This is a genomic window from Bacillus paranthracis, from assembly GCF_024296885.1.
GTDB classification, from domain to species: Bacteria; Bacillota; Bacilli; order Bacillales; family Bacillaceae_G; genus Bacillus_A; species Bacillus_A paranthracis.
Genome location: NZ_CP101135.1, coordinates 5,159,792 through 5,173,404, shown reverse-complemented (window position 1 = coordinate 5,173,404; position 13,613 = coordinate 5,159,792). Strand labels below are relative to the sequence as shown.

The following is a 13,613-nucleotide window of genomic DNA, read 5'->3' as shown; positions in this document are numbered from 1 at the left end:
GTAATGACTATGTATTTGTCATAGAAATTCCCTATCAGCCGTGTACCCATTCATGATAGAATCGTTTTGTTATGAATGGAAATAGAGGTGCAATGGACATATGAATCATATACAAACAAATTTTTCATCTTTCTTCAATAAAATTACGATTGGTGCGATGCTTGCATTTTTTGTTTATAGTTGTTGGACAGCATTTGAGACAAGTAAGCAATTTTTTGGGGGAAGTACAACAAGTGTAACAATCATATTGGCAATTTTCGTCATACTCATTTTGTTAGTGGCAACAATTCTACAATATCGTTTTACAGACAAACAATTTCTTATTTTTCTTATAAGTATATCTATAGTTGTGAGGCTTAGTATGCTGTTATTTGTAGACGCTCCAATAATTGGTGATATGAAAGTGATGTATGAGTCTGCAAAGGAGATTGCAATTGGTAATAATATAGGGACTGTAACTCATTTGCCGTTTATTATATATGAGTCAGTAATTATTCGCATATTTGGTGATACATTATTCGCTTTACAACTATTTAATGTGATATTTTGCGCAGGAACTGCATTTTTTATTTATCGTATTGCGGCAATAGTTTTTGGAGAAGAATGCGGTCGTATTGCTTCCACATTTTATGCTCTGTATATTCCAAATATATTCATGAGTTCCGTATTAACTCCTGAGTCACTTGCAATATTTTTATTTTATTTTGCTTGCTACATACTTTTATATAAAGGATTAGATCATCCTTATATGTGGGTGTTTTCAGCGATTTTATTTGCATGTAGTAATATGATTTTCCCAATGGGATTATTTCTTCCTATTTTTATCACGATATATGTATTATTAATTGAAGTGTTTCAATCAGCAACGAAACAAAAAGTGTTACTAAAGATGATAGGGATACTTATTCTATTTTATAGTGCTCATTTTAGTGTGAATTATGGAATTAAGACAATGGGACTGTCACAATATACGATTACGAATGAGACGTATGTTCAATCTGTCTTAATTGGAAAAACACAACATGAGGAAAGAGTATCGAAAAATCAAAGTGTAACAGAGCATATTGATCAAAAGTTAAAAGAGATTGAGGGAGAAAGATTTAAACTTTTAGAACCGATGATAAATCAGTTTTCAGATGAGGGAATAAATTCTATTCTTTTTAAATGTGAAAAACTGATATATATAGCCGTAACATTGTTTATGACTATAGCGCTATTACACTTCCTTATTAAGAAACAACAAAATGAGGGATATATGTTGTTCTTATTTTTAACTAGTGGCTACGTATTGTTAAAGCTCTTCCAAGTAGATATGGCATATTACAATGTAATTATGCCAGCATTGTTTATTTTGCAGAGCTTTGGTGTTTATATGAGTTATGTGTATTGTCAAAAAATATTTTTCAGAAAATAAAAAGAATCCAGTTTGGATTCTTTTTTTATGGATAGAAGATGAAAGCTAAGAGTCAGCAGGGATAAAATATCTCTACTGACATAAACTTCACTCTATCGATTTAATTCCAGTTGTAAACTATCGGCTGTTAGAGCCATTTTTGAGGAATCGTCTTGAATTCCTTTCATTACTTGTGAAATGGTTTCTAACTCATTCTCAATTTTTTTATTCTGTTCTTTCGAGTTAGACATGTCTTTTACGATTTCTTGGAAGTATTGATCCGTTGCAGACATACTATCAGTTCCTTCAGATACGAGAGAGCTAATTTGTTTCACGGAAGAAGAGACACGAACAATCTGTTCATTTGTTTTTTCAACGAGCTTTGTAACGTTAAATATAGATTCTTTCGTTTGCTCTGATAACTTTCTAATTTCTCCAGCTACAACAGAAAAGCCTTTGCCAAATTCCCCAGCACGCGCAGATTCAATTGCAGCATTTAGTGCGAGTAAATTTGTTTGCTCTGCAATTGATTTTACAATATCTATAATTTCGTTAATTTTGTTAGAAATATCGAGAAGTTCATGCGTATCTGTAATAATCGTTTCCATGTTCGTTTGAATGTATTCCATTCGTTTATTTTGCTCATTTAATTGTTCTTTACCTTTATTTGCTTTTTCTTCTGATGTTGTAGCTAATGACGTACCTGTTTTAGCAATTTCTACAATCGTTTCAGATCTAGCGGTTAACTGCTGAATAGAAGCGCTTGTTTTTTCAGATACAGATGCTAGTTCTGTTGCAATATGCGTAATGGTCATAGCTGTTATTTCTTTTTCTTTTTCAAGTTCTTTTTGCATTCTTTCATATTCAGATTCATAAGCCGCGATAACGAGTTCTTGTTCAAGAGTAAATAATTTGTTTATTACGTTTATGGAATAAGAAAAATCGTCAATTGTTGTAATTTTCGTTTTTAAAATCTTCATGATAGAGCGGAATAATTCTTGATAAGCGGCAGTATACCATTTTCTATGTAACCCGATTTGTACATGTCTTTTGGCAATTCTAACACGTTGTTCAATAAAGTCTTCATGCATATCTCCGCTAAATAATTCTTTTATATGTGTTTTTAAAGTTTGCTTTAGTTTTGGAATAGAGCTATAACGTTCGATAATCGTAATTAAATTAGGCTGTTTTGTAATATTGGAATAGAATTTTTCAGTAATCCAATCAATTTCTTCATAAATAAAGGGCTGTAGTACCTTTACGATTTGTAAATCTTCTTTTGAAATATGTAGCATATCCATTTGAATTTTCAGTTCAGAATTAGTAGGAACGTTAAAAGTGATTTGTTGATTCTTACTTAATTCAAGTATACTGACGTTTGTTTTATTGTTATGTTTTTTAAAAACCCCAAGCATCGTTCTTCCCCCTGTTTGTAAAGCGTTTTCATTTTTTAGTTCTAATATAATTATATATTTTTATATGCAATTACTCTATATTAGTGTGTAGAATAGTATATAAATTAAGAGAATTCCATATAGAATTCTCTTAATGACCTTTATTAATTTTAGCATGTGTTTTAAAGAAAACTGGGAAATGTACATTATATATGACAGTGACAACACGAATAATGAATGTTACTAGTAAACAAACATAGAAAGCCAATACGTGTGCCCCCATTGCATATGTGATTAGGAAACTAATTGCCCCTAAAATAGAAGCGATGGCGTAAATTTCTTTTCGGAATACGTAGGGGATATCTTGAGCGCAAATGTCACGCAAAATACCGCCTCCAATACCTGTAATGACTCCCATTGAAACAACTAAAAATGAGGCGTCAACATGATGTGACATTGCCGCATTTGCACCAATAGCTGTAAAAACGCCTAAGCCAACAGCATCAGAAAGCATAATAACAACTTGAAGTTTATTGATACGTTCAAAAAACATACAAGTAAATAATGCTGATAATACGCTTACGAAAAAGTAAATGGGTTTAACAAATGCGACGGGAGGCAGGTTACCGATCATAATATCACGAATAATACCGCCGCCGAGCGCAGTAGCTACAGCTAAACAAAGGACACCGAATAAATCTAAATCTTTTTTTAAACCAACTAATGTACCAGAAATGGCAGCGGCGATAATGCCAAGAAACGTAAATATATCGATTAATAACATGGCCTTAATCCCTTCCTCTTAAAGATGTTCCAGAGAAAAAATATACACTAAAGTATTGGAAATAACAATTACTTTTCGCTACATGTAGAAAAACGGATAAAATACATAAAGAAAGCGTTTGAAAATGTTTGGAAAATAGCTATAAAGTAATTTGAAAAAGATATGAAAAGATTAATTTTACATTTTTTTGATGTTACCTAGTTGGTAAAATGTTACAATGGTAGGTATGTTGTTTACATCTGTATAAAATGATAAAAAAATATGTATATACTGACAAAAATAAGGGGATGGTTGTTAGATAGCTTTTGTAAAAATAAGGAGTATAGCGAAAGAACAGTAATTTCTATTACTGATTAATACTTATCCTGGCTAGTTTTAGCTGGAAAAATAGTTCTCGATTTGAATATGAGTTATGTTATAATTGCTAGGTGTGTTTGAATGATAAAAAATTATGATTAAAAGATAATGTTGAGATTTTGTATGGAGGTCTTGGAATGTTAGCAAATCAAGCTAGGGTTAGATTTGAGCGTTTTTTGCTCTTTTTTATTATTTTACAGCCTGTTTTAGATTTATTAACGTCTCTTAGCATCACTTTATTAAAGTCAAGTGCTACCGTTGGAATTTTAGTAAGATTCCTTATTATGGCTGTTGGTGGCATTTATATTTTAATTCAGGCAAAAGAGAAGGGAAATAGAAAGTTTTTAATTTATCTTATATTATTAGCCGGAGTTTTAGGGGTAGGATTTATTAATAATAAACTAGTTAAGAATCCTATTGTACTTAGTGAAGAAGTTAAATTCGTTGCGAAAGCATTATATATATATATCATGCTGGGATCATACATTTTAGCTTTAAAATCATTGAAAAAGAAAGTTAATATTAGTGATAAGGTTCGAAATAGTATTGTATATGCTACATTAATCATTAACGCAATTATGGTTATTTCTATTTCAACATCTACTGATTTTGGTAGTTATGAATGGATGAAGGTAGGTTCTCGAGGTTGGTTCTATGCAGGGAATGAACTAGGTTCAATCTTAGCTATTATTTTCCCTATTGTGGTACTATATTCTATTCAAAAAACAAAGAGCTGGAAACACGTTTTATATTGGATTCCATCGCTTTTAATGATTTATTCATTAATTCAGGTCGGTACGAAAGTAGGAATGGGCTCAATTGGTGCTACGTTAGCGGCAGCAATCGGAATCATTGTACTACAATTATTATTTGATAGAAAAAATCCGAACAAAAAATCCCTTGCGTTTAATGCGGTAATTGCTATTGTCCTATTAGCTGGTGTAGTTGGAACGTTTAAACAAACGCCATTAGCACAAAATATGGGCATTCACAATAACTATTTATCAGAGCAAAATGTGGCACAGCAAGGTCAAAAGGAAAAAGAAATTAAAGAAAAGCTGAAAAAAGAGCAAGAACTTAAAGCAAAAGAAGAAAAGCATCATAAAGTTGAAAAGCCAGAAGAAAAGGCGAAGATAGAAGAGGAAGTTAAGAAAGAGCTTGAGAAAGAGCAAAAGAAAGAAAATCAAGAAAATCTTATTTTCAGCGGACGTCAAGTATATGAAGAAAGACATAAGCAGTTCTTTAAAGAAGCGCCAATGTCACAAAAGTTATTAGGAATGGGTTATGCAGGTAATTTTAAATATAATGAACAAAAGCAGCCAGATCCAAAGCTAATTGAAATGGACTTCCATGATTGGTTTTATGACTTTGGGATTATTGGTTTTGCATTACTAATGATTCCATTTATTTATTACGGCTTAAGAATCCTACTAGTATTTATTACAAGGTTTAAAGAGATATTTAATATAAAATATGGAATGATTGCAGCAAGCTTATTGTTAGCATTAGGTATTGCTTATATTGCAGGACATATTTTAACAGCACCAGGAGTTGGGATCTACTTTGTAGTGGTGTTAGCTTATCTAATTGTAGACTTAGAAATTGAATGATTAAAATAAAAGCTAACTTTTGTTAGCTTTTATTTTTTAGTACAGTAAAATAAAGATAGATGGAAATGTGGCGAGGATTTAAAGGAGGAAAAAATATGAGGATATTGCATATGAATGCAGGAGCAGAAGATGGGGGAGGGAAAACACATATTATTTCACTTCTCGATCAGTTTCCAACTGGTGAAGTAGAATTAGCGGTATTTGAAGATGGAATTGTTGCGAAAGAAGCAAGAGAGTTAGGGATAAAAGTCCATGTGTTTTCACAAAAATCCCGCTATGATTTATCTATTTTAAAGAATATAAGCGAATTCATTAATAATGAAAAATTTGATATAGTTCATACGCATGGTCCTAGGGCTAATTTCTATGTTTCTTTAATGAAAAAGAGAATAACGGCAAAATGGGTAACGACTATTCATAGTGATCCATTTGAAGACTTTACTAAACAAGGCTTAAAAGGTTGGATTTTTACGAAATTGAATTTGAAAGCCTTAAAAAATATAGATTTATTTTTTGTTGTAACAAATAGATTAAAGAAAAGTTTAGCTGCTTTAGGTATTTCTAATGAAAAGATGCATGTTATTTATAATGGAATTGAATACGATAAGGAAAAAGCAGAAGGTTATAATAAAAAAGAAATGTTCAATATTGATGAAGATGTATTTACGGCAATCCAAGTAGCACGATTGCATCCTGTGAAAGGACATGAAGTTCTATTTGATGCGTTACAACGAACAAAATTAGAGAAAATTAAAGTATTGTTAGTTGGCGATGGCCCGTTAGAAGAAAATCTAAAGTCATTGGCTACTGAAAAAGGGATTAATAATAAAGTCGAGTTTTTAGGGCATCGTCAAGATGTAAAACAATTATTTGCGTCATCACATGTGAATTTATTAACCTCCCATAGTGAAGGGTTCCCACTAGTTTTATTAGAAGCGGCAAATCAACGCGTACCATCAATTGTGACTAGGGCTGGAGAGATTGAACCATTAATTGTAGATGAAACGTATGGATGGATTGTGCCAACAGATGATGGAAAGGCATTAGCATTAGCATTAGAAGAAGCGTATGATAAGTGGAAAACTGGAGAATTAGCAGCAATGGGGAAACATATTTATGAGCATGCTATTATGAACTTCTCACTTCAAAAACTATATGAAGATACAAAGGAAACATATAAGCAATTAATAGCGAAAAACTTGTAATGATAGAGAGGATAGTTAACTATGGCAGTACAAACAGTTGATATTCTAGGCGTTCCTTTTTCTACAATGACAATGGATGAAACGGTCCAATATTTAAAAGAACAACTAGAAGTGGAGCGAACACATACTTTTCAGGTAGTAACAGCAAATCCTGAAATTGTTATGTGTGCAAAAAAGGATGAAGCATTCCATCAAACATTATTAAATGCAGATTTAATTACACCTGATGGTATTGGAGTCGTAAAAGCAAGTGGTATGTTAGGTACACCTGTAAAGGAACGTGTAGCAGGTTTTGATTTAATGTGTAATTTACTTGCGGCGTTATCAGAAGACAATAAACCAGTATCAGTTTTCTTATTAGGTGCAAAACCGCATGTTGTACAAGCTGCAGCAGATCATTTAACGAAGACGTATTCAGCTGTATCTATTGTGGGTATACAAGATGGGTATTTTAAACAAGAAGAAGAAGAGAATATTGTTTCTCGTATTCAAAAGGCAAAACCAGACCTATTGCTTGTTGCACTTGGTTTCCCGAGACAAGAGAACTTTATCCAAACGAATAAGCATCGTTTAGAAACGAAAATGGCCGTTGGAGTAGGCGGAAGTTTAGATGTATGGGCTGGAGAGGTAAAACGTGCACCAAAATGGATTCAAGCGATCCATTTAGAGTGGTTTTATAGATTGTGTAGCAATCCAACGCGTTGGCGTCGTCAGTTAGTATTAGCGGAATTTTTAAAAGAAGTCATGCGTTCAAAAAAGTAGCGTTCTATCGCTACTTTTTTATTTGTCCATTTTTAATAAAGTGCGTTTTTATTCATCTACTACCGATTGCGGATACTCACTAATCGGGTGTTTAATGGCCATGGTTTTTTTATCTATCGCTCTTTGCTTCAGCTGAATTTTGAGGTGAGGGGTCTTACTGCCCTCAAATAGTCGGATAAGTATTTTACTTTTTGGGAATGATGAAGGAGAATTTTTTACCGAAAGTATTTTACTTATACAATTCACACATGTAAAATGATGTGTAAAGACAGCTGTGTAAGGAGGACTTCTTGTGGGCAAGGTGAAAGAAATTTCGAAGCGAAAGCTACTTGGTATAGCGGGGCTTGGATGGTTATTTGATGCAATGGATGTTGGAATGCTTTCATTTGTAATGGTAGCGCTGCAAAAAGATTGGGGATTAAGTACCCAAGAAATGGGCTGGATAGGCAGTATTAATTCAATTGGTATGGCGGTCGGGGCGCTCGTTTTTGGAATACTATCAGATAAAATAGGGCGGAAATCAGTTTTTATTATTACATTATTATTATTTTCTATCGGTAGTGGTTTAACGGCTTTAACGACGACACTTGCTATGTTCCTTGTTTTACGATTTTTAATTGGTATGGGGCTTGGTGGAGAACTTCCAGTTGCTTCTACATTAGTATCGGAGAGTGTTGAAGCACATGAACGTGGCAAAATAGTTGTGCTATTAGAAAGTTTTTGGGCAGGTGGATGGCTAATCGCAGCTCTTATCTCGTATTTTGTTATACCGAAATATGGTTGGGAAGTTGCGATGATATTGAGTGCGGTTCCGGCACTATACGCTTTATATTTAAGATGGAATTTACCAGATTCTCCAAGATTCCAAAAGGTTGAAAAAAGGCCATCCGTTATCGAAAATATAAAGTCAGTTTGGTCTGGGGAATATCGTAAGGCAACAATTATGTTATGGATTTTATGGTTTTCTGTTGTCTTCTCTTATTATGGCATGTTCCTTTGGTTACCTAGTGTAATGGTATTAAAAGGATTTAGTTTAATAAAAAGTTTCCAATACGTACTTATTATGACGTTAGCTCAATTACCAGGTTATTTCACAGCTGCTTGGTTTATTGAACGTCTTGGTCGTAAGTTTGTTTTAGTTACGTATTTAATTGGTACAGCTTGCAGTGCTTACTTATTTGGAGTGGCAGAGTCATTAACGGTATTAATCGTAGCAGGCATGTTACTATCATTCTTTAATTTAGGTGCTTGGGGTGCATTATATGCTTATACACCTGAACAATACCCAACAGTTATTCGTGGTACAGGTGCAGGGATGGCGGCAGCATTCGGTCGTATTGGTGGTATTCTTGGACCGCTATTAGTAGGATATTTAGTTGCTTTACAGGCTTCACTATCACTAATATTTACGATTTTCTGTGGATCAATTTTAATAGGCGTATTTGCTGTAATTATACTTGGGCAAGAAACGAAACAACGAGAATTAGTATAAGGTAAAACTTTAATCGGTAAGTGATCTCAATTATTGGTCCGTACCAATTATGTTTTAGAGTAGTAAAACTAAGAGCCCATGTTTTCTCATTCAGTGGGTTTTACTGCCTACAAATAACGGAAAAAAGGGCAGGGGGAACCATGATGGTTCCCTTTTTTCTGTTTTTTTAGATAAATAATGGTATAGTAAGAAAAAGGGAATGTTCCTTATAAAAGCGAATGTATACAACAGGACATACGGACAAAAGAATTAGGTGGTTGAAGAAATGAAAATTTTACTGATCATGGAAGATGCAGAAGAGCGAAGAGGTTTAGTTGAAAAATTTACTGAAAATATAAGGAATGTAGAATGTTTTGAAGCAAATACAGGAACAGAATCATTATTTATGATGAAGAAGCATACACCAGATTTTGTTTTTTTAAATTCAAAATTACTAGATGGAACGGGTTTTGAATATGCGAGTTTATTACGGGAAGTAAATTGTTATACGAAATTTATTTTTATGGGTGAAGATATAGAAGAGTCCATTACAGCATTTCGTTTTCAAGCAGTTTATTATTTACTACGCCCATTTCGCGAGGAAGATTTGCAATTCCTTTTATATAGAATGGCTAAAGAGCAAGGTGAGAAAGCAAAGAGCTATTTGCGTAAACTACCGATAGAAGGTCAAGAGGGGATTCGGTATATTTTCCCTGAAGATATTGTATATGTAAGCAAAAATAAGGAAAACAAAACAGTTTCAATTTATACAACAAATAATCAGTATATTTCAACATATACACTCCAGGAGCTAGAAAATAAGCTAAATGCATATGATTTTTTACGTGTGCATAAAAGTTATTTAATTAATATGTCATATGTACAAGAGTTAAAGCCTTACTATAATGGCACATATAATCTATATTTAGATAAATATGATGAGCAACCGATTCCAGTAAGTCGTAATTATGTGAAACGACTTCGAAATAAAATTGAATTATAGCAGATAATGCGAATTTTTTAACATGATAAACTAAAAATCCTTCATGATAGGGAGGATTCAAGTTAAATATTCAGAAAATTTAGTACAATCCCACTAAGAAATAGTATTGGGGGGATTGTATGTGAGAACATTGAAGTCGATTTTACTTTGGGGAGTTATTGCAGCAGTAGGAGCCGGGGCTTTTGGTGTAATAGCTTTATCACAAGGTGAAACTATTAATGCTGTATGGCTCTTAGTAGCTGCGGTATGTGTGTATGCAGTTGCTTATCGCTTTTATAGTAGATTTATAGCGAGAAAGGTATTCGGTTTAGATAATAATCGACAAACGCCAGCTCATACATTAAATGATGGAAAAGATTATGTTCCGACAAATAAATGGGTATTATTTGGGCATCATTTTGCAGCAATCGCTGGGGCTGGTCCTTTAGTAGGACCGATTTTGGCGGCACAAATGGGATATTTGCCAGGGACAATATGGATTATTGTAGGGGTAGTTGTCGCTGGAGCTGTGCAAGATTTTGTCATTTTATTTGCTTCGATGAGACGTAATGGTAAATCTCTCGGTGAAATGATTAAAGATGAGATTGGTCCTGTTACAGGACTTATTGCAATGATTGGTATTTTAGGCATTATGATTATTTTATTAGCAGTATTAGCATTAGTAGTAGTAAAGGCGCTTGTCGGAAGCCCTTGGGGAATGTTTACGATAGCAGCAACGATTCCTATTGCTATTTTAATGGGAGTATATATGCGCTACATTAGGCCTGGACGGGTTGGTGAAGGGTCAGTAATTGGAATTATCCTACTTATACTGTCTCTTATTGGAGGGCAGTATGTAGCGGAAAATCCAGCGCTTGCAAGCATGTTCACGTTTAGCGGAGAAACAATTGCTATAATGCTTATTGTATATGGATTTATCGCATCGGCATTACCAGTTTGGATGCTTTTAGCACCACGTGATTATTTAAGTACATTTTTAAAAGTCGGAACAATTGTAGGATTAGCAATCGGTATTTTAATTGTAGCACCAGATTTACAAATGCCAGCAGTTTCGAAATTTATTGATGGAACTGGTCCTGTGTTCTCTGGAAATTTATTCCCGTTCTTATTTATTACTATTGCTTGTGGTGCAGTGTCTGGATTCCATGCTCTTGTTTCATCAGGTACGACGCCGAAGATGATTGAGCAAGAGGGACACGCACAGCCAATCGGTTATGGAGCAATGTTAATGGAGTCGTTTGTAGCAGCCATGGCGATGATTGCAGCTTGTGTATTAACACCGGGAACGTACTTTGCAATTAATAGTCCTGCAGCACTTATCGGTACAGATGTCTCGCAGGCAGCTCAAGTTATTTCCTCATGGGGATTTGCTATTACACCAAATGAACTAAAAGATCTCGCTGTAAACGTTGGAGAGCAAACGATTTTATCACGTACAGGTGGTGCACCAACGTTAGCGATAGGTATGGCATATATTTTCTCAAAAGTAATAGGTGGAACGGCCATGATGGCATTTTGGTATCATTTTGCGATTCTCTTTGAAGCGTTATTCATTTTAACAACGATTGATGCTGGAACGCGCGTAGGTCGATTTATGATTCAAGATATTTTAGGGCATGTATATAAGCCATTTGGGAAAACGGATTCTACATTAGCGAATGTAATAGCTACAACGTTATGTGTGTTAGGATGGGGTTATTTCTTATATCAAGGGGTAGTTGATCCGCTTGGTGGAATTAATACATTATGGCCACTTTTCGGTATTGCAAATCAAATGTTAGCAGGTATTGCGTTATTACTTGGAACGACAATTTTGTTCAAAATGGGAAAAAAGGCATATGTTTGGGTGACGCTTATTCCAACTGTCGGATTGCTTATTGTAACGATGACGGCGGGTTATCAAAAGCTATTTCATGAAAACCCTAAAATAGGATTTCTATCCCACGCAAAGGTGTTTCAAGGAGCATTAGATGAGGGGAAAGTGTTAGCGCCAGCTAAAAATGTGGCTCAAATGAAGCAAATTATTTTCAATGATTATATTGATGCGGCACTTTGTGGAATTTTTATGATCGTTGTAATCGCTGTATTAATTTCTGCAATTCGAATTTGGATTCAAGTATTAAGAAATAAGCCAATGCCGCTAAAAGAGGCACCATATATCCCTAGAGATGAAAGTGAGTCGAGGAACTATGCTTAAAAGACTATGGCAAGTATGGGGACAAAGGAAACACTTTATTAGTTTACTTGTTGGAGTACCAAGCTATGAAACATATGTAGAGCATATGAAAAAGCATCATCCAGAAAAAGAAGTTGTATGTCAAAAACAATTTTTTGCAGAAGCGCAAGAAGCTAGATTTAATGCAAAGGGTGGAAAGATATCGCGCTGTTGTTAGTGAAAAGGACGAATTTTCGTCCTTTTTATTTTTTTGCTGTTTCACGTGGAACAGCAAAAAATAAATAAAAATCTTTGGGAATTATAGGGATGTCGTATACAATAAAATAAGGAAAGGGATAGATAGAAAAGTAGGGAGATTATTTTATGTTAAGGGACTTATTTGTAAACACAACAATTATTCTTTCCTTTATTTTTATTGGAGGTCAGCTTTTAAGAGATAAACCGTTAAAAGAAGAGTTCTCTTTTTGGCAGAAATGTGTAGTAGGTATTTTTACTGGAATATTAAGTGTACTGTTGATGTACTTTGGCGTACATATTGAGAATATTATGTTAGATCTACGCTATTTAGCTGTTATTTTGGCAATTATAATTGGAGGTCCGATAGCTAGTAGTATAACAGTTACGATTATTTTAATTACCCGATTATTTTTAACCGAGTACTCTTTAGCCTCTGAATTGGCTTGTTATACTATTGTATTGATAGGTGTTGGAATTATTTTTATTTGGCGGATGAAAGCTTCTATATTTATAAGGTGGATCTGGTTTAATGTATATAGTTTATCTATTTTAATAGTGCCACTTTCTATGTTATTTAAAGATATGTCTATAGTAGCATTATATTTAGTTTGTAGTAGTGTAGCGGCATATATCACATTTATAAGCGCAAATTATGTATTGCAATCCAATGAGTTATTTCAAAAGATGAAGCAATATGCAACGATAGATGCATTGACAGGGTTAGGAAACGTAAGGCAGTTTGATTTAGAAATGAATCATCATATTGGTAATAAGCGCATGAAAAATGATTCACTTTGTTTACTACTTATAGATATTGATCATTTTAAGTCTGTAAACGATACGTACGGGCATCCTGCAGGAGATGAAGTATTAAAACAAATAGGGCGTATTTTACGAGAAGTTTCAACGTTTCCAGATTTGGCTTTTCGAAAGGGTGGAGAGGAGTTCGCGCTTCTTATACCACAGAAGGGATTAGCTTACGGAATGCGTATGGGGGAACAAGTTCGCGCAGCTGTTGAAAAACATTCATTCCAATTGTTAGATGGAACAAAAATAAAAATTACAGTTTCAGTAGGAATTTCAGTATATGAACAATCACCAGAGCAATTTATTCAAGCAGCTGATGATGCATTATATTACTCCAAAAGAAATGGTAGAAATCAGGTCAGTTCTGCATCTTAAAGATAAGATGACCAGAAGAGCTTATAAATAAAAACACCC

General features: G+C 34.0%; 11 protein-coding genes and 1 pseudogene. 9 read left to right on the top strand and 3 right to left on the bottom strand.

Features of this window, described 5'->3' with window-relative positions; genetic code table 11:
- Window positions 1–100: 100 nt before the first annotated feature.
- Window positions 101–1,414, top strand: coding sequence for an ArnT family glycosyltransferase (locus tag NLJ82_RS26755; protein WP_001015647.1), 1,314 nt, complete (start codon window positions 101–103; stop codon window positions 1,412–1,414).
- Window positions 1,415–1,506: 92 nt separating this feature from the next.
- On the opposite strand, the gene NLJ82_RS28960 is transcribed toward NLJ82_RS26755, so the two are convergent.
- The 3 genes and pseudogenes from NLJ82_RS28960 to NLJ82_RS26745 all read right to left on the bottom strand — a co-directional run bounded on the left by NLJ82_RS28960 (window position 1,507) and on the right by NLJ82_RS26745 (window position 3,571).
- Window positions 1,507–2,313: a methyl-accepting chemotaxis protein gene (locus NLJ82_RS28960; protein ID WP_370657705.1), complete on the bottom strand. Its 807-nt coding sequence runs from the start codon at window positions 2,311–2,313 to the stop codon at window positions 1,507–1,509.
- A pseudogene (locus tag NLJ82_RS28955) lies at window positions 2,311–2,688 on the bottom strand (protoglobin family protein); the annotation flags it as partial. The gene NLJ82_RS28960 and the pseudogene NLJ82_RS28955, both read right to left, overlap by 3 nt.
- A gap of 250 nt (window positions 2,689–2,938) precedes the next feature.
- Window positions 2,939–3,571 (bottom strand): trimeric intracellular cation channel family protein, encoded by a 633-nt coding sequence (locus NLJ82_RS26745; protein ID WP_000924376.1) that lies wholly within the window; start codon window positions 3,569–3,571, stop codon window positions 2,939–2,941.
- A gap of 494 nt (window positions 3,572–4,065) precedes the next feature.
- On the opposite strand from NLJ82_RS26745, the gene NLJ82_RS26740 reads away from it, so the two are divergent.
- From NLJ82_RS26740 to NLJ82_RS26705, 8 genes are all read left to right on the top strand, one after another.
- A complete protein-coding gene (locus NLJ82_RS26740) occupies window positions 4,066–5,538 on the top strand; it encodes an O-antigen ligase family protein (RefSeq protein WP_000880771.1) in 1,473 nt (490 codons plus the stop codon).
- 95 nt (window positions 5,539–5,633) lie between these two features.
- Entirely contained in the window at window positions 5,634–6,743 is a 1,110-nt protein-coding gene (locus NLJ82_RS26735) for a glycosyltransferase family 4 protein (RefSeq protein WP_001221232.1), read from the top strand.
- A 21-nt stretch (window positions 6,744–6,764) separates the two neighbouring features.
- Window positions 6,765–7,505: a WecB/TagA/CpsF family glycosyltransferase gene (locus NLJ82_RS26730; RefSeq protein ID WP_000290759.1), complete on the top strand. Its 741-nt coding sequence runs from the start codon at window positions 6,765–6,767 to the stop codon at window positions 7,503–7,505.
- A gap of 292 nt (window positions 7,506–7,797) precedes the next feature.
- Complete coding sequence (locus tag NLJ82_RS26725) at window positions 7,798–8,997, top strand: MFS transporter (protein ID WP_000521096.1); 1,200 nt, start codon at window positions 7,798–7,800, stop codon at window positions 8,995–8,997.
- A gap of 265 nt (window positions 8,998–9,262) precedes the next feature.
- Complete coding sequence (locus tag NLJ82_RS26720) at window positions 9,263–9,979, top strand: LytR/AlgR family response regulator transcription factor (protein WP_000698247.1); 717 nt, start codon at window positions 9,263–9,265, stop codon at window positions 9,977–9,979.
- A 121-nt stretch (window positions 9,980–10,100) separates the two neighbouring features.
- Window positions 10,101–12,176 carry a carbon starvation protein CstA gene (gene cstA, locus NLJ82_RS26715; protein WP_001259568.1) on the top strand — a complete coding sequence of 692 codons (2,076 nt, stop codon included), beginning with the start codon at window positions 10,101–10,103 and terminating at the stop codon, window positions 12,174–12,176.
- A complete protein-coding gene (locus NLJ82_RS26710) occupies window positions 12,169–12,372 on the top strand; it encodes a YbdD/YjiX family protein (RefSeq protein WP_000919887.1) in 204 nt (67 codons plus the stop codon). The genes cstA and NLJ82_RS26710 overlap by 8 nt, the downstream gene beginning before the upstream one ends.
- Before the next feature lie 146 nt (window positions 12,373–12,518).
- The gene (locus NLJ82_RS26705; RefSeq protein WP_000942883.1) at window positions 12,519–13,574 is read left to right on the top strand and encodes a GGDEF domain-containing protein; all 1,056 of its coding nucleotides are present in this window, start codon (window positions 12,519–12,521) and stop codon (window positions 13,572–13,574) included.
- Window positions 13,575–13,613: the final 39 nt, after the last annotated feature.